14 protein-coding genes and 2 pseudogenes are annotated in these 16,848 nt (G+C 49.2%); 8 read left to right on the top strand and 8 right to left on the bottom strand.

Annotation, left to right across the window (positions count from 1 at the left end; all coding sequences use genetic code 11):
* Window positions 1-275 precede the first annotated feature (275 nt).
* From OGV75_RS20960 to OGV75_RS20970, 3 genes are all read right to left on the bottom strand, one after another.
* Window positions 276-989 (bottom strand): phosphatase PAP2 family protein, encoded by a 714-nt coding sequence (locus tag OGV75_RS20960; RefSeq protein ID WP_046275466.1) that lies wholly within the window; start codon window positions 987-989, stop codon window positions 276-278.
* A gap of 35 nt (window positions 990-1,024) precedes the next feature.
* Window positions 1,025-2,011, bottom strand: coding sequence for a CobW family GTP-binding protein (locus OGV75_RS20965; RefSeq protein ID WP_286481132.1), 987 nt, complete (start codon window positions 2,009-2,011; stop codon window positions 1,025-1,027).
* Between the two features lie 119 nt (window positions 2,012-2,130).
* Window positions 2,131-3,597, bottom strand: a complete 1,467-nt coding sequence (locus tag OGV75_RS20970) for a mannitol dehydrogenase family protein (RefSeq protein ID WP_286481133.1) — start codon at window positions 3,595-3,597, stop codon at window positions 2,131-2,133.
* Window positions 3,598-3,799: 202 nt separating this feature from the next.
* Here OGV75_RS20970 and uxuA point away from each other — a divergent pair, with 202 nt between their 5' ends.
* Window positions 3,800-4,990 carry a mannonate dehydratase gene (gene uxuA, locus OGV75_RS20975; protein WP_286481134.1) on the top strand — a complete coding sequence of 397 codons (1,191 nt, stop codon included), beginning with the start codon at window positions 3,800-3,802 and terminating at the stop codon, window positions 4,988-4,990.
* A 45-nt stretch (window positions 4,991-5,035) separates the two neighbouring features.
* Here uxuA and pdxR read toward each other — a convergent pair.
* Window positions 5,036-6,508: pseudogene (pdxR, locus tag OGV75_RS20980) on the bottom strand (MocR-like pyridoxine biosynthesis transcription factor PdxR).
* A gap of 165 nt (window positions 6,509-6,673) precedes the next feature.
* Between pdxR and torC the strand changes: the two are divergent.
* From torC to torD, 3 genes are read left to right on the top strand one after another with little or no spacing between them, the layout of a single operon-like run.
* On the top strand, window positions 6,674-7,813 hold the full coding sequence (torC, locus tag OGV75_RS20985; RefSeq protein ID WP_286481135.1) for a pentaheme c-type cytochrome TorC: 1,140 nt from the start codon (window positions 6,674-6,676) through the stop codon (window positions 7,811-7,813).
* Window positions 7,814-7,816: 3 nt separating this feature from the next.
* Window positions 7,817-10,315: a trimethylamine-N-oxide reductase TorA gene (gene torA, locus OGV75_RS20990; protein WP_286481136.1), complete on the top strand. Its 2,499-nt coding sequence runs from the start codon at window positions 7,817-7,819 to the stop codon at window positions 10,313-10,315.
* Window positions 10,305-10,937, top strand: coding sequence for a molecular chaperone TorD (torD, locus tag OGV75_RS20995; RefSeq protein WP_286481137.1), 633 nt, complete (start codon window positions 10,305-10,307; stop codon window positions 10,935-10,937). The genes torA and torD overlap by 11 nt, the downstream gene beginning before the upstream one ends.
* 56 nt (window positions 10,938-10,993) lie before the next feature.
* Here torD and yeiP read toward each other — a convergent pair whose 3' ends face one another.
* The gene (yeiP, locus tag OGV75_RS21000) at window positions 10,994-11,566 is read right to left on the bottom strand and encodes an elongation factor P-like protein YeiP (protein WP_016153740.1); all 573 of its coding nucleotides are present in this window, start codon (window positions 11,564-11,566) and stop codon (window positions 10,994-10,996) included.
* A gap of 575 nt (window positions 11,567-12,141) precedes the next feature.
* Between yeiP and OGV75_RS21010 the strand changes: the two genes are divergently transcribed.
* Complete coding sequence (locus OGV75_RS21010) at window positions 12,142-12,408, top strand: YkgJ family cysteine cluster protein (protein ID WP_095715447.1); 267 nt, start codon at window positions 12,142-12,144, stop codon at window positions 12,406-12,408.
* A gap of 415 nt (window positions 12,409-12,823) precedes the next feature.
* Window positions 12,824-13,369 (top strand): YagK/YfjJ domain-containing protein, encoded by a 546-nt coding sequence (locus OGV75_RS21015; protein ID WP_254303683.1) that lies wholly within the window; start codon window positions 12,824-12,826, stop codon window positions 13,367-13,369.
* A gap of 93 nt (window positions 13,370-13,462) precedes the next feature.
* On the opposite strand, the gene OGV75_RS21020 is transcribed toward OGV75_RS21015, so the two are convergent.
* A complete protein-coding gene (locus OGV75_RS21020; protein WP_286481138.1) occupies window positions 13,463-13,705 on the bottom strand; it encodes a hypothetical protein in 243 nt (80 codons plus the stop codon).
* A gap of 160 nt (window positions 13,706-13,865) precedes the next feature.
* Here OGV75_RS21020 and OGV75_RS21025 point away from each other — a divergent pair, with 160 nt between their 5' ends.
* Window positions 13,866-14,339 (top strand): PAAR domain-containing protein, encoded by a 474-nt coding sequence (locus OGV75_RS21025; protein WP_286481140.1) that lies wholly within the window; start codon window positions 13,866-13,868, stop codon window positions 14,337-14,339.
* Complete coding sequence (locus tag OGV75_RS21030) at window positions 14,339-15,733, top strand: PAAR domain-containing protein (RefSeq protein WP_286481141.1); 1,395 nt, start codon at window positions 14,339-14,341, stop codon at window positions 15,731-15,733. Before OGV75_RS21025 ends, OGV75_RS21030 begins: the two co-directional genes overlap by 1 nt.
* A 633-nt stretch (window positions 15,734-16,366) precedes the next feature.
* Here the strand turns inward: OGV75_RS21030 and OGV75_RS21035 are convergent.
* Together OGV75_RS21035 and OGV75_RS21040 are read right to left on the bottom strand one after the other, a co-directional pair.
* A pseudogene (locus OGV75_RS21035) lies at window positions 16,367-16,474 on the bottom strand (transposase); the annotation flags it as partial.
* Window positions 16,475-16,637: 163 nt separating this feature from the next.
* On the bottom strand, window positions 16,638-16,817 hold the full coding sequence (locus OGV75_RS21040) for a recombinase family protein (RefSeq protein ID WP_233598313.1): 180 nt from the start codon (window positions 16,815-16,817) through the stop codon (window positions 16,638-16,640).
* Window positions 16,818-16,848: the final 31 nt, after the last annotated feature.

Below are 16,848 nucleotides of genomic sequence, written 5' to 3' on the forward strand. Positions count from 1 at the left end.
AAGAGAATAATTATCCCGCGAGGCAAAACGAGTTCGAGATTACCCGATCGGTCCGGTCATTGCGAGTGAATTTACGTGATTTCTTATAAGAAAAATTGATACAGAAAGTGAATAACCAGCATTGTCTAAATTAAGAACAATCAGGATAAAAAAGATGCAACCTAATCATTTTAAAGATGAATAAGATGACGGGAGAATGACAGCCAGAATGATGAAATATCGACAAGCATCATCAGGGAATCAGAGTTTTCCCTGATGATGTTAATTACTGTGCGTTATTTGTTTAAAAAATGTTTGTTTTTACCGGGCAGATAATTCGCAAACAGAGTGACTAATCGGTCGCTTAACGGTGTCATTAGCCACCAGGGCAGACCAATCAAGACGACAGTCATGGAACCGATCACGATATCGGTGAGCCAGTGAGCGCCAATCATTATGCGTGGAAAGGCAAAAACCACAGCGATAATAAGGCCGATTATTCCGGCGACTTTTCCGAAATAACGCAGCATAAATGCGGAAAAAATAAGCAGCATCATACCGTGATCGCCGGGGAAACTGTCTCTGGACGCATCTTTAGTCGGAATATGCAGCAGTTCGCTGACGCGATAAATATTATCCAGCATCAGAGTAGGGCTGGCGCGTTTAACGGGAATAAGCGCCTGGCCTAACTGATTTAATACCACTGCGGTGAGCAGCATAACCAGGCCAATAGCGACAATGCGTCGGCGACCTTCCGACGTTTCTTTCAGCCAAAAATGCAGCATCAAGGCGCCCATTGCCAGCAATGAGCACCCATCAAATGCCCGGTTATTGGTGATAGCAACAATCCACAAGAACAGCGGGCTTTCCACCAGTTTCTGGTTAAAGAAGCGGAAAACGCCCGTATCCAATGAAGACCAGATCCCATGTCCGGCAGGAAGATACCAGGACAGAAACAGCGCCAGTCCCGCAATATTGAGTAGGAGAATAAGAGGGTATCGGGTTTTCATCATCGTTTACCATTGCTATAAAAACGAAGGCAACCTTACGCGTTAGCGTCTAAACGAAGTCTCAACAATGCACTCTGTAGCGTATTCCAGTCGGTCTCGGTATCGGCGATGAGTTCAATACGGCTATCCGGTGGCGCGACGTTTTGCGTCTCAATATGCCAGTCCTCTCCCTGGCGGTTAATGCGCACCAGTCCTTCCTTTATACGCATGACACCTTTCACGCGCCCCACGGGGGCAAGACGAGACCATTCCAGCAGACCGATGGTATCGAACACCGTATCGGCGTCAAAAATCCAACCGCAGGCCTGATGGCCCTGGCCGCTGTTCAGGCTGCGCCGCCAGCGCTGCTGTGACGGCAGACTCAATGCCGCCAGTCCCTTTTTGTCTGCATGGCTATGGGCGTGCTCTGCGCTTGCAAGAAGCTCTGCCAGGTTTAGTCGGGGTAAATCCAGTAACTGCCCGTCAATTTGCCCATGGTCGGCATGAACCAACTGGCGATTACCGCCGTAGTGTTGCCACCAGGTTTGCAAGGCGTTTTCGCTTTCCGCTGTGGCGCGGTCGGCTTTATTGGCAACAATGATATCTGCGGCGGCCAGCTGATCGCGGAAATTGTCATTGGCGACGCTTTTTTCATCCAGTAACAGCCGGGGGTCAAGAATACAGAGGGTCGCGCGCAGATCGATCCACGGTTCGTAAACCGGTGCGGTGAGTAAATCCAGAATTTGTTTAGGGTGTCCGAGGCCAGTGGGTTCAATCAGCAATCGATCGGGTTTTCCCTGACGCAGCAGCGTATTGAGGCCAACCTGCATCGGTAGACCGTTAACGCAGCACATACAGCCGCCGGGGATCTCTTTTAGCAATGCGCCGCTGTCGGCTAACAGGGCGCCATCAATACCTACTTCACCAAACTCATTGACCAGCACGGCCCACTTCTCTGCGGGATCCTTGTTCGCCAATAGATGAAGAATAGAGGTGGTTTTGCCACTGCCGAGAAAACCAGTGATGAGATTGGTTTTAGTCACAATTACTCCAGAATCATAAATTACCGTAATGGCATTTAACAATCCTGGCGAAAAATGGGGAAAAAGAGAAGGGGTGAGGGGACGAAGACGTGCTTCGTCCTGTTTAATGGCAGAAATCGTTAATTTTTTAACGTTTCAATGACAGCCTGATGCGCACCGTATTGGGCAATACGTTGCCAGGCCTGCTGAATGGCCGCGACAAACTGCGGATTCTGTACGAGATCGGCGGAGAAAATCTCATGCAGCGAAAGCAGGGCGCTGACGCGTTCTGATTCAGTGCTCTGTGCCACCAGAGCGGCAATTTTCTCACTGAGCGGGTCACGAATATCAATCGTAGCGCCTGAATCATCCACACCGCTCACGTAGCGCATCCAGCCTGCGATGCCGAGCGCCAACAGCGGCCACTCGCTTTGACGTGCTAAATGCACGCGGATCCCTTCCAGCATTCGCTGGGGTAATTTCTGGCTACCATCCATCGCGATTTGCCAGGTTTTGTGTTTCAGCGCCGGGTTGGCAAAGCGGTCCAGCAGGCTTAAGGCATACTGGTTTAAATCAACATCGGTAATTTGCAGCGTGGGGGCCTGTTCGGTGAGCATTAGCCGGTAAGCGGCTTCACGAAATGCGCTATCCTGCATACAGTCGCTGATGTGCTGGAATCCGGCCAGATAGCCGAGATAAGCGAGAAACGAATGGCTGCCGTTCAGCATCCGCAGTTTCGTTTGTTCCCACGGCAAGACGTTTTCAACCATCTGGACACCCGCGGTTTCCCATTGCGGACGACCACAGACAAAGTTGTCTTCAATCACCCACTGAATAAACGGCTCGCAGCTGATTGCGCAAGGATCGGCAACGCCCAGCTCACGGGCGATTTCAGCCAGCGACTCTTCGGTGGCGGCGGGAACAATCCGATCCACCATAGTACCCGGGAAACTGACGTGTTCCTGGATCCAGTGCGCCAGCTCAGGAGAGCGTTTTTCCGCCATCCCCAGTACGGCATTTTTTACCACATGACCATTGTCCGGGATGTTATCGCAGGAGAGGACGGTAAACGGCTGCAGTCCACGTTCACGTCGGCGGTGCAGCGCTTCAACGATAATACCGGGGGCGGAGTGCGGTTCAGCCGGTGTCTGCAGATCGTGAATAATACGCGCATTAGAGAGATCTAACGAACCCGTCGCCGGATCGATGCAGTAGCCTTTTTCCGTGATGGTTAACGAGACAATCGCGACCTGAGGCTCGCAGAATTTTTCAATAATGGCCGCCAGCGAATCCAGCGTGGCGTTCAGGCATTCGTTAACGGCACCGATAACAATAGGCTGGTTGCCGTTAGCCCCTTTTTCTAACACGGTAAATAAATGATCCTGTTCGCGAAGCTGACGCATCAGCCGATCGCCACTGAACAGGCTGATCTCGCAAATTCCCCAGTCTCCGCCCTGCGCATTCAGCACCCTGTCGGTTAATAACGCCTGATGGGCGCGGTGAAAAGCACCGAAACCAAAATGTACAATCCGCGTTTTTAATTGTTGGCGGTCGTACTGCGGCATCATGACATTTTCCGCCAGAGGCGCTGAGGCAATAGTTTTCATTAAATACACCTGATTAACCATTAATTAACAATGGCAGTATAAAGTTATATGACAGCAAATTGAATTGGTGTGCCTCATTTATCCGGGGAATGTGAGCTGGATCAATCAATGATAGGCCATCTGTTGAACATCTCCAGGATGGCTGTATGGTAGTCGTCATTCAGGTAGTTTAATTTGGTATAACAACTTGTGGGGTGAAACAATGGAACAAACCTGGCGTTGGTACGGACCTAACGATCCGGTATCGCTTGATGATGTGCGTCAGGCTGGCGCAACGGGTGTTGTGACCGCCTTGCACCACATTCCCAACGGTGAAGTGTGGCCGGTAGAAGAGATTCAACAGCGTCAGGCTATTCTGGCTGAAAAAGGGCTGACCTGGTCGGTGGTGGAAAGTATTCCTGTCCACGAAGATATCAAAACGCGTTCAGGCCAGTACCAAACGTGGATTGCCAATTATCAGCAGAGTATCCGTAATCTGGCGACCTGCGGCATCGATACCGTGTGCTATAACTTCATGCCGATCCTCGACTGGACGCGTACCGATCTCGAATATCAGCTGCCGGACGGCTCCAAAGCGCTACGTTTTGACCAGATTGCTTTTGCAGCCTTTGAACTGCATATTCTTCAGCGCCCAGGCGCCGCAGCGGATTACACCGCAGAAGAACAACGCCAGGCGCTGAATTACTTCAATGCTATGAGCGATGCCGAAATCGAAAAGCTGACCCGCAATATCATTGCCGGCCTGCCCGGTGCGGAAGAGGGCTATACGCTGGATCAGTTCCGTGCGCGCCTCGCTGAATATGACGGCATCAGCAAAGACGATCTGCGCGATAATATGGCGGTATTCCTGCGGGCGATTGTGCCTGTGGCGGAAGAAGTCGGCGTGCGTCTGGCTGTTCACCCTGACGATCCGCCGCGTCCGATCCTCGGCCTGCCGCGCATTGTTTCGACTATCGAAGATATGCAGTGGCTGAAAGAAACCGTCGACAGCATCAATAACGGTTTCACCATGTGCACCGGTTCCTACGGCGTGCGCGCCGATAACGATCTGGTGAAAATGATCGAAACCTTTGGCGATCGAATCCACTTCACGCATTTGCGCTCCACCTGCCGTGAAGATAACCCGAAAACCTTCCACGAAGGTGCGCACCTGCAAGGCGATGTGGATATGGTATCGGTGGTTGCTGCCATCCTGAGCGAAGAACAGCGCCGTAAAAAGGCGGGCGATTTGCGTCCTATCCCGATGCGTCCGGATCACGGACACCAGATGCTTGACGACCTGCACAAGAAAACCAACCCAGGCTACTCCGCGATTGGTCGCCTGAAAGGGCTGGCGGAAGTTCGCGGCGTTGAACTGGCGTTAAAACAAACGCAGTTCCGCGATCTGCTGTAAGGTTAACAACAGGGATTGTGCCGCAGGCGCGATCCCTGAAATTCATCAAGGCTGCGCTAGCGCCTGCTCCAGTACCGACAGCACCTTTTTGATCTGCTGTATCTGCAATCCGCCAAACCCGAAAAACATAACAGCATCGCTATTCTCCCTACGCCATGCGGCACCTGAGCCATTTTCTATATCTGGCAGAGTGTCAAAGCGGATCCCTGCCAGCAGGCAGCGCTGTTGCAGCCTGGCTATCATATCTGGGTGTCTGTCAACGCGTAACGAGAGGTGCAGACCCGCCGTTGCGCCAGCGATTTTCCCTGACGGAAACAGAACAGAAAGGCCATCGCGTAACAGATTGAGGCGCGCCGCATAGTTGCAGGCCAGCTTGCTGATGTGCGAGTAAAACACCTGATTTTGCATTAATTCGGCTAAAAATTGCTGCAATAACCACTGACTGCCATTGTTATTGAGTGCTTTCATATTCTTTACTGCCGGGAGCAGTTCATCAGGACAAATGAGATAGCCAAGACGCGTTCCCGGCCCCAGCGTTTTGGAAAATGTCCCCATGTAGATAACCCGGTTGTGATAATCCATAGCTTTCAGTGCAGGAAGGGGGTTCTCGCCATAGGTAAAAACAGCATCGTAGTCGTCTTCAAGGATATAAGCGCCGACGCGCTGCGCCCACGTCAATAATGACTGACGGCGCTCCAGCGAAAGGACGCTTCCCATTGGATACTGGTGAGCCGGAGTCACATAGCAAAGCTGGGTTTCATATTCGGGTAATTTATCTGTTTGCAGCCCGTGGTTATCTACAGCAATTGACGTAATGTCTGCACCGTAATAATTAAACAGATGCCATGCGCCAGAATAGCAAGGGGATTCGGCCACAACGTGGCACTTTTTTTGCTGACTGACGGCATGATGAACAATAAATATTTGACTGAGCAGCGACAATCCTTCCTGAATCCCATTGGTAATGATGATGTTCTCCGCCCGGGTATTAATGCCGCGAGATAAATTAAGGTACCTGGCTAGTTGCTCACGCAGTGAAAATAATCCATTTGATGAATGATATCGGGTAAACAATTGCTATTTAAGTACGCTTGGCGCGTTATTCCATTTTCGCCAGCTTGCCCAGGGAAAAGCATTGGGATCGGGGACGCCCATCCGGCAGTAGCACTCCCGCCCAGGCTCTGCATAAACATCGGTAGAGACCCCGGCCGCTTTTGGTGTTACTGGCGGAGAGCCCTGGGGTACGGACACATGCGCTGGGGTTACACGTACAGGCGTGGTGAATATCACCTCATAACCAATGCCGTGTCGGCTCTTAATTAATCCAGCCGCCATCAGCTTATCATAGGCCATTACTACCGTTATTTTGGCAATGTTCAATGCCTGAGCCTGCTCGCGAATAGAGGGGAGTTTATCTCCACACAGCAAATCACCCCGCTGAATGGCCTGTAAATAAAATTGAAATATCTGCAACTGCAGCGGAGTCCGGCTTTCTCTATCGAGAGTCAGTTTGAGCATGATAAATTCCTTATTTATAGATGGTAATTATATTACGGACTTCTGCTCTTTACTATTTGACGAACCTCATAGAGTGGATGCTGTTCCTATAATCTGCCTTCGCTGTCTCTATTTTTGATTTTTATTATCCCTTAGCGTGTCGCTATTAAAAAAATGGAGGCAAGCATGTCGTGGATAAGAAAAAACGCACTATGGTGCGCATTCGCCGGGGCGGTAGCAATGGCCCTGGCTATTTGGGGAACGTGGCAAGGCGTTCATTACACCAGTTCTACCGAGTTTTGTTTATCGTGTCACTCGATGCGCACATCTGGCGAGGAGTATAAAACCAGCATGCATTTTCGCAATGCTTCTGGTGTGCGTGCGGAGTGTAAGGATTGTCATATTCCGCCAGGCATCGTCCCAACGCTGGTTCGTAAAACGCAAGCCTTAAACGACCTCTACCACACCTTTATCTCTCCTTCGATCGATACCCCGGAAAAATTTGCTGCAAAGCGGGCGGAGTTGGCCCAGCGAGAATGGGCGCGCATGAGCGCGAATAATTCTGCGGCGTGTAAATCCTGCCATAGCTACGAGGCGATGGATCACGGCAAGCAATCGGCAAATGCAGCGGCGCAAATGACCGCGGCGGCGGCAAAAGACAGTAACTGTATCGATTGTCACAAAGGCATTGCCCATCACAAACCCGATATGAGCAGCGGTTTTCGCGATCGTTACAAGCAGCTGCAGCGTCAGGGAGAGCAGTTACCCACGGCGACGACGCTGTATTCGTTAGGCGAAAAATCACTGACTGTGACAGCAGAGAGCCCGGCAGGTAAAGCCATGCTGTACCCGGCAACGCAAGTGCGTGTGCTGAAAAGAGAAGGAAAAAACGTTCAGATAGAGCTGACCGGCTGGCGGGAAAGCAAAGGACGTGGACGGGTGATTACCCAGTATATGGGTAAACGCGTTTTCGCTGCCGTATTAGATGCCTCGCTGATGAGCAACGTGAAGGTTGAGCAAACTCAGGTTGATCCGGAGTCACATCAGGAGTGGCAGCAGGTCAGCGTAATGGCCTGGAGCTCTGCGGAGGGGTTTACCGACAATATTGACCCCCTCTGGCAATACGCCGATCAGATGTTGCAATCCACCTGTAGCGCTTGCCACAGCACGCCGCCGCCGACCCGTTATTCCGCGAATGGCTGGATCGCCGGACTGAAATCCATGTCCACCTACTACCGGCTTAATCCGGTGGAAGACCGTACGTTGTTGAAATATCTCCAGACTCACGCCAGCGATATACCTCAACCTAACAATTCAAAAGGATAATTTATGGATATTCATGATTTTAATCCGTCACGTCGACGGTTTTTAAGTGGAATGCTGGCAGTCGGTGCAGTCAGCGCTTTAGGGCCAAATCCACTGATCTCCAAGGTCTGGGCAGCGGGTGAAAACCCGGAGCAATGGATCCAGTCTGGCTCGCACTTTGGCGCTTTTGAAGCCAAAGTCGTGAACGGTGAATGGGTCGATACCCGCCCCTTCAAACATGACAAATACCCCTGCGATATGCTCAATGCCGTTCGGGAGGTGGTCTACAACCCTTCGCGGGTACGCTACCCGATGGTGCGGCTGGACTGGCTGCGCAAGCGTGAAAAGTCAGATCGCAACCAGCGCGGCGATAATCGCTTTGTCCGTGTGAGCTGGGATCAGGCGTTGGATCTGTTCTATGAAGAGCTTGAACGAGTACAAAAGACCTACGGATCTTCTGGTGTCTTTACCGGGCTGGCGGACTGGCAAATTGTTGGCAAATTTCATAAGGCCGGCGGCGCGATGGATCGGGGACTCAGCTTGCACGGCAGCTATGTAACGACCGTCGGCGACTACTCGGCAGCCGCAGCGCAGGTCATTTTGCCGCATGTGATTGGTTCGCTGGAAGTTTACGAGCAGCAAACGTCACTCCCGCTGGTTATCGAAAATACCCAAACCATCGTGCTGTGGGGCTGCGATCCTATCAAGAATCTGCAGATCGAGTTCCTGGTTCCCGATCACGATGCGTTTGGCTATTGGCAGCAGATTAAAGAAGCGGTTGCGCAGGGTAAGAAGCGCGTTATCAGCGTTGATCCGGTGCGTAGCAAGTCGCAAAACTATCTTGGCTGTGAGCAGCTGGCGCTGCGACCGCAAACGGATGTCGCGTTATTGCTGGCGCTGGCGCATACCCTGTACGAAGAAAAACTGTATGACGTGGCGTTCATTAACGATTATACCGTGGGCTTTGAACAGTTCTTGCCGTATCTGCTTGGGGAAAGCGACAAGCAGCCGAAAAATGCCGAATGGGCGGCGGAAATCTGCGGTCTGACGGCGGAGCAGATCCGTGACTTCGCCCGCCTGCTGGTCAAAGGCCGGACACAGTTTATGGGCGGCTGGTGCGTGCAGCGTATGCACCATGGCGAGCAGTATCCGTGGATGCTGGTGCTGCTGGCCAGCATGGTTGGACAAATTGGCTTGCCGGGCGGCGGAGTAGGGTTTGGCTGGCACTATAATGGCGGCGGGACGGTCACTTCTGCCGGTCCCGTCCTGTCCGGCCTCGGGAGCATCAACAATCCCCCGGCCGCGAAATACAAAGCGGATTTCCGCGGCGCTTCAGAGCATATTCCTACCTCGCGAATGATCGATTGTCTGCTGGCGCCAGGCAAAAAGATCGCTTTCAATGGTGAAACATTAACTTTCCCTGATATCAAAATGGCGATTTTCAGCGCCGCCAATCCGTTCCATGCTCAGCAGGATCGTAACCGCATGATCGAGGCGTGGAAGAAGCTGGAAACCGTGGTCGTTCTGGATCATCAGTGGACAGCATCCTGTCGTTTTGCCGATATCGTCCTGCCTGTGACCACGCGCTTTGAGCGTAATGACATTGAGCAGTTCGGTACACACTCGAATAAAGGGCTGATGGCGATACATCAGGTGGTTAAACCGCAGTTTGAAGCGCGACATGACTTTGATGTCTTTGCCGGTCTGTGCAAACGCTTTGGTCAGGAAGAGACATACCGCGAAAAGCGGGATGAAATGCAGTGGATAAAAGCCATTTATGATGAGGGCGCGAAAACGGGAGCGTCCCTTGGCGTGAGTATGCCGAACTTCGAGAGCTTCTGGCAGGGCGAAGGATACATTGAATATCCTGCCGGGAAGCCGTGGGTGCGTCATGGAGAATTTCGCGAACAGCCGGATATCAATCCGTTAGGAACACCCTCTGGTCTGATTGAAATTTACAGCAAAACCATCGCGGGCTTTGCCTACGAGGACTGCCCGGGGCATCCGGTGTGGATGGAACCCTTTGAACGTACCCATGGCAGCAAAACAGATAAATATCCGCTGCATCTGCAGTCCTGTCATCCGGATAAACGTCTGCACTCCCAGCTGTGCTCAAGCGAGGCGTTTCGCAACACCTATGCAGTGGCAGGAAGAGAGCCGCTGTACATGAGCGAGTCGGATGCCCGCGCACGTGGCCTGAAAGCCGGGGATATTGCGCGCGTGTTTAACGCCAGAGGCCAGGTGCTGGCCGGGGTGGTGATCAGTCCGGATTACGCGCCTAGCGTCGTCCGGATTCATGAAGGCGCGTGGTATTCGCCGCAGGAAGGTGGGAAAGCGGGCACATTATGCACTTATGGCGATCCGAATGTGCTGAGTGCGGATATCGGTACATCACAACTGGCGCAGGGGCCTTCGGCGCATACGGTGCTGGTCGAGGTGGAGCGGTACCAGGAGAATGCCCCGCAGGTCACGGGCTTTGGCGGGCCGGAGGTTGTGAAAGAGGAGGGGGCAAGTGCAGCATAATCACATTCATCGACAGCGGGCGGCGGTGTACCAGTGGTTTTCGCAACTGCTGTTCCGCGAGCTGGACGAGGAGCAACTCATCCGTCTGGAAAGTGGGGAAAGCCGAAAGTGGCTGGCGTCGTTGACGGCTATCCCTGGGTTATCCGTTGATGTTAAAAACCTGGAACGTAGTCTCGTTCGGGCGCTGCGCCGGGAAAGCCGACAGTTGGAGCTGGCGGCGGACTATGCCTCGTTGTTTTTGCTGGCACCTCCTGGCGGTGTTTCTCCTTATGCGGGGCATTATCCGCATACGACCGCGCCTGAAGAACGCAAGGAAATGAATGTGCTGTTAGTCGAGCATGGGCTGACCCCGCAGGACAACGAGCCTGCCGACCATATTGCTGTACAGCTGGCACTGATGGCGAGAATGGTTACCAAAAAGGAGACGTTATCGGCGCAATATTACTTTTTGCATCATCACATTATGTGCTGGGCACCCCTGCTACGGGAAAGTTGTTTACACCGGGACGAAGAGGGGGTTTATCCTCAGGCGGTTAACGTCATAACGCATTTTATGCGTGAGGATGAGCTGTATCTGGAATCTCTGTTGGTGGATGATTTTTACCTCAGCAGCCAGGGCTGAAAAGAACAAAGGGACAGCAAATGCTGTCCCTTTTCACCGCTGTCGCAGCAGAAAAGTTAGTCTGCGCGGCCCATGTAGCGACGTTCTTCGATATGAATACGGATTTTTTCACCTGCACTCAGATATTCAGGAACCAGGATAACCAGACCGGTGCTCATGGTCGCTGGTTTGTTACGCGCACTTGCTGACGCGCCTTTAATGCCCGGAGCCGTTTCAACGATTTCCAGGTCTACCGTTTGCGGCAGTTCAAGCGCCAGCAGCTGGCCGTCCCAGGTCAGTACCTGCATATCCGGCATTCCGCCTTCCGGGATGAACAGCAATTCTTCTTCGATCTGGTCTTTGGTGAAGGTATACGGGGTATAGTCTTCTTTATCCATGAAGACGTATTCGTTGCCATCGACATAGGAGAAATCAACGCCACGACGGCTCAGGGTGACGGTATCAACGATGTCATCACCTTTGAAGCGCTCTTCAACTTTCAGACCGGTACGAACATCAGAAAAACGCATTTTGTACAGCGTGGCGGCGCCACGTGCGGTTGGTGATTGAATATCAATATCTTTTACAATCAGCAGTTTGCCGTTGTAATTCAGTACCATACCTTTTTTAATTTCGTTCGCTCTTGGCATCGAAAAAATCCTGTAATGAGGAGTGTCTAAAATATCGCGTAAAACTACTCGCGCCGGGGCATTCAGGCAAGCGGAATTGATGCTTTTGCTGGTGCAAAAAAGGTGTTACTGTGCGCTTCCTGCACAATCCGATGGTTTACGATAAAGAGAGTACTGTATGGAATGCCGTCCGGATTGTGGTGCATGTTGCACCGCGCCTTCAATTTCCAGTCCCATCCCCGGCATGCCTGATGGCAAGCCCAATAGTCAATTATTCACAGTATAAAAACGACTTAACTAAGAAGATATGACTTTTCTACTAAGTGTTTTAATTGCATGCGAAAAGCTTTCCCCATAGCCGGTTTTAGACAGTTGCAATAACTCATTTAGTCCAGAATGACTTTTGGACGAAAGATTTTCATATAGACATATCGGAATTTCTGTATTGTCTTTAAATCGTCTATCTGGGCCACCAGACTTGTTGACATACTTCCAGGTTCTGCCAACAACTAAGGCATCCCTGGTTACATGCTATCGCCCCGATTGTGACAGTGTGTTAATGTTTTATTCGAATACAAAGAAATTGAGAGGTCCTAATGGAATGCCGAATCGACTGTGGGGCCTGTTGCATTGCTCCTTCAATATCCAGCCCTATCCCAGGTATGCCACAAGGGAAACCAGCGAATGTAAGGTGTGTTCAGCTATCTAATGATAATTTATGTAACATTTTTGGATCCAACCTTCGTCCTAAAGTTTGCAGTAGCCTGCAACCATCTCTGGATATGTGTTCAACGAATCGAACAGATGCGATGACCTACTTAATCAGACTCGAAGATGAAACTTGCCCCACTGCTACTTCGTAGGTTTACGCTGATAAATTACTATTTGTACTTATTGTAAGATTTCGATAGTGTTTGTTAGAGTTTCGTAAATTTTGTTCCGGGTTTTCTCTCCCCCTCAAATACATCTCCTACATCAAACATGAAGCGGCTTTGTGCTATCACAAACGCCCGCGTTTTGCCGTGGTTTTTAGGTAATAACTTAGAACTTAGAGAAGGGTTCGGTGTATTTTATACATTAAAGAAAGGTGTTCTATTAACAGAATTACAATAATCTCAAATCCAGCTACCACTAGATTTACTGGAAGCTAACAGTTATCGAAATGTTTATCATGAACACGGTCGTTACAAAGCCATTGATGGCAAGTCTTTTGTTCATGATGGTTATGAATACACGATTAACACCAGAATTGGATCAGGTGTTCGCCATGATATACTTATGGTGATGGTCACCGAACTAAAAGCAATGCAGAGGCGCTACAGTCGAGTGTTCTATACCAGTTTTGATCTTCACCTCCCTGCATTCACTTCTGTTGAAGCAGGTAACGAATACATACGCAAACTGTTCAAACGATTAGGTGCCCGTCCGGAGTCTGGAAACAACGGTTTATCGGAACCTATCATCGATTTTGCTTGCGGTTGGGTTTGCCAACAGGAAAAAGCATCACAGCCTCATTACCATTGCTGGATTGCGTTCCCGCATCGACAGGTAAGATGGTTTGGAACGCCAGACAGAGGGATTGCTGGTGTTATTACGGAAATCTGGATGAAACTGACAGGTGGTAAAGCAACACTGGTAAACTTGCCTAAGTCTACTAAAGACTATCCCGATCACTACGTCATTCATCGGGATGATCCTTCGACACTCAAAGGTCCGGTATTCCGGCTTTCTTACCTGGCAAAAGAACGCGGGAAGTCGCAAACAGGGAAGGGAACGCGCTTGTATACCACATTAAAGTTGAGTCGTAAAACACTGGATTCGTAAATATTGCACAAGAAGTCCGTAAAGCGTTTTTCTTTGCAAGTTATACGGTTTACCAACGTTATAAACAACGCTAATAATCGCGTTCAGGACGTTTTAGAACATGACCAATACATGATTAACTTTATGCTTATTTCTTTGTTCAGCCTCAAAGAGCAACGTTTGCGTAGTTATTGCTTTGATCTTGGCATTGGCAAGTTCAACCATCAGATTGGCTAATTCAAGTTTAAGTGTGGCTTTGTCCAGTTCATCGCTGTTATTCGCCAGTTTTTGAGTGATACTCACAGCTTTATCAAGAATCCCGACCGCTGCTGCCGTACTTGTTAATATACCTGCCATAACGTTCTCTGCCTGAAATTTTTCAATGAGTAATTTGTCTACATTATCCGATAATCTTCTGTCGCGAAATGCAGTTTCGCTTAAGTCTAATGCTTATTGCATGTATGGTCATTGCTTGTAAAATGAACTCTTCGATTATTTTTTGATGGCAAATGGACTTATGCAGCAATACACCAATGAGATTACGACTGAGATCCGCGAATCGCTTTCACAGCCACTGTATGACGAAAATCTCTTATCAGGCTGTGACAACAAAACCCGCGAAGAACTCGAAAAAATTAACAAGCGTAAAGCAAGCCGCCCCCTCGCTTACATATTCAGATTTGCCGTAGTTGGTAGTCTTACCCGAAAAGGTGGAATAATCCGCCATACTTCTGGGAGTTGTACAGCTGGTGGCTATCCGATGGCACGAGTTGGAGATAAAGTTGTTTATGCTGACGGTAGTGAAACTACCATCGTTTCCGGTGCTGGTGAGGCGCGTATTATCCAGGGAGCATCTGCTGCTCTGGTTGGCAGCATGCTTGATAATGGCGATGAAATAATCTCAACGCCGCAATCAGGTGTGAAGCTGGTCTTCCGCGAAGGTGATATATTGCCACGGGGATTTTTAACCATGCCAGGGCGTAAACATTAATGGCAGCTAAAGGTTATTATTTATTCAGAGGTGATAAGACTGTTTGCGGCGGTCGGATTCTTGAAGGATGGAGTGATCATCAGCATCATGGTAGAGACATGGCTTGTGAAGGACATAAAGTGACTTGCGGCAAACATCCCGGCAGTTTCCGTATTTGCGGCGGGCTTGATGATGACGACATACATGGCAAAAGGATTGCCGGAACGTTGCACTGCTATAGCTCTTGTCCCTGCAAATCAAAATTTATTCCATCAATCCTCGATGCTGATTACGAACTTGGTGGAGAAGCGGAAGTAAACAATATTGGTTCACATGAGATCGCCAATATTCCTGAACTGCCTGAGCCCGTACAACATGCGCAATCAGCAACGAAAGAGCCTAAAAGCGATACTGGCGAGGGGGTAGATGCTGGTTTTGCTGTAATCCCCTATGGGGGTACTACAGAAGCCTGGCAACGTCTGCTATTCACTGGCACCCCGCCAGCAGGAGCCAAGGAACTGTTCGCTACGTTGAACGGCGCAGACGAGAGGTATAAAGCTGGTTCAATCATGCTTCTGGTTGATCCTGACAAGCAGGATGATGAACAGATAGCACATATGCAGGAGGCTAAAGAGCGTATTGATACTGCGCTGGAACCATTGACCCATCAAGAGGCCAATTTCCTTCATAAGCACTACGCCACGATTGCTAACTTTTCCAGTATTGCTGATAAAGGCATTGGTCTTGCTGCTGAACCTGTTGGTAAATATTTCGAGAACATCGAAAAGATTCTCAAAGAGATCCAGGATACATACAAGAATACCTATATGACTCGCGGTGCCTTGATTGGTGAACAGTTCTATGTAAAACGTGCTCAGTTATTCAAAGAGCTTGAACAGGTGCTTAAAGTGGGCTTCCTGAACAAGGGCATGAAGTTTGGTGAATATACAAAAATAAAGAATGCTCTGGGCTTGTCAACGAGTTCGATCACCCATAAATGGAATCAAACTGGTATCAGCGATATTGAAGGTTATGCAACTCATATTGAACGTGCTGCAAAATATGTTAAAGCGATGCGTTATACTGGTTATGTCGGAATTGGGTTTAGTGCTGTTCATTCAATGAATGAAATTAATGAAGCCTGTTCTGTCGGGCGAGAAGCGGAATGTACAAAAAAGAAATATACTGAAATTGGTAGTTTTTCCGGTGGACTTGCTGGTGGTTTTGTCGGAGGGGCTGTTGGTATGGGGGTCTGTTCATTAGTGTTAGGTGCAGCAACAATGGCTGCTGGTGGCTCTGGAGCTTTAGCTTGCGGTGTAATTTTAGGTGCTGGCGGCGGTTATATGGGCGGGGAATATTTATCTGATAAAGGTGAAGAGTATGGTGAACTAATTTACAATGCGGTAGGTAAGTAGTGAAAATTGCATCGGTTGTACTGTTCACATTGTTTGTTTTATCTACAATTATTGCTTATGGGTATTCAGCAATAAAGAGCAAGCAACATCTTTTGTTATGTGATGATTTTAAGGAGCGATTTGGTTATGTCCCTGTAGGAATAATCTTTGCTCAAGCAGGAGGTATATTCTTAACTTTTCAGAAGGATTTCTATTTCATATCCCCATTCGTTTTTAGAAAGGGAAGTTTTGCAGTTAGGAATATGGAACCAGAACATTATGATTTCATCAAAAGTTTACCTAAAGATAAGGTATCATGGCTACATGTAAAGTTTACATTATTCTTGATAATGATCGTTTTATTCTTTACAACTATCATAATGTCCTGCTTGTTTTGAATTGGAAGAATGAAAACGTCAAGCTAAATATGTTTTAGACTTGGCGTTTCATGAAGGTCTGTGCAGGTCAGACTTTATGGGAATTGCGCTTTGAGCGATTTACAGGGATATATCCCTGCATTTGATAGTATGAAATACTACTTCTGGCAAATTTCCCGATCATAGACTCCACCATTTACAGCCAGCATTTGCTTTTTTTCTTTGAAATCAAATTGGTCATGATTTGCGAATCATTCAGGAAAATACCTTCAAATGTACCCTGTCGTTCATCCCGCAACTGCTTTACCCATCGTGTCATGGTAGAAAGACCAACATCCATAGCACTGGCCGCAGCTGCAACGGTGTAGCTCTGGTCAAGGACCAGTTGAGCTGATTCGCGTTTAAACTCTGCGCTGAAATTTCTTTTTTTTCATTGGGACACCTGTATTGTTCTGAGATGAGCATATCACCTCTATTCGGTGGCCAATTTCAGTAAACCACTACAAACTTTACCCCCAATCTGCTTGATGAACTTCCTTAGCTTCCCTTCATGAGCATTTTTTTCCTTTGAACGTGGACATGCCGAGATCATGGAAAGCCGTTGTATCAAGTTCGAGATTATAACGGGCCGCAATTTTTAGAGCGGTATCTTGCTGACGCTCCAGGGAGTCGCCTTCCCGTTGTTTCACAGATGAAGAACGCACATACGAATACAGCTTGGGTTTCATTGAGAGTGATTACCTTCGGATGGTATTGATT

The organism is Citrobacter sp. Cb028 (assembly GCF_030336705.1).
Taxonomy (GTDB): domain Bacteria; phylum Pseudomonadota; class Gammaproteobacteria; order Enterobacterales; family Enterobacteriaceae; genus Citrobacter; species Citrobacter braakii.

Coding starts and splice junctions, on each gene's coding strand:
- OGV75_RS20960 (WP_046275466.1), bottom strand. CDS start 989: ATGAAAACCCGATACCCTCTTATTCTCCTACTCAATATTGCGGGACTG.
- OGV75_RS20970 (WP_286481133.1), bottom strand. CDS start 3,597: ATGAAAACTATTGCCTCAGCGCCTCTGGCGGAAAATGTCATGATGCCG.
- uxuA (WP_286481134.1), top strand. CDS start 3,800: ATGGAACAAACCTGGCGTTGGTACGGACCTAACGATCCGGTATCGCTT.
- torC (WP_286481135.1), top strand. CDS start 6,674: ATGTCGTGGATAAGAAAAAACGCACTATGGTGCGCATTCGCCGGGGCG.
- torA (WP_286481136.1), top strand. CDS start 7,817: ATGGATATTCATGATTTTAATCCGTCACGTCGACGGTTTTTAAGTGGA.
- yeiP (WP_016153740.1), bottom strand. CDS start 11,566: ATGCCAAGAGCGAACGAAATTAAAAAAGGTATGGTACTGAATTACAAC.
- OGV75_RS21010 (WP_095715447.1), top strand. CDS start 12,142: ATGGAATGCCGAATCGACTGTGGGGCCTGTTGCATTGCTCCTTCAATA.
- OGV75_RS21015 (WP_254303683.1), top strand. CDS start 12,824: ATGGTGATGGTCACCGAACTAAAAGCAATGCAGAGGCGCTACAGTCGA.
- OGV75_RS21020 (WP_286481138.1), bottom strand. CDS start 13,705: ATGGCAGGTATATTAACAAGTACGGCAGCAGCGGTCGGGATTCTTGAT.
- OGV75_RS21025 (WP_286481140.1), top strand. CDS start 13,866: ATGCAGCAATACACCAATGAGATTACGACTGAGATCCGCGAATCGCTT.
- OGV75_RS21030 (WP_286481141.1), top strand. CDS start 14,339: ATGGCAGCTAAAGGTTATTATTTATTCAGAGGTGATAAGACTGTTTGC.
- OGV75_RS21040 (WP_233598313.1), bottom strand. CDS start 16,817: ATGAAACCCAAGCTGTATTCGTATGTGCGTTCTTCATCTGTGAAACAA.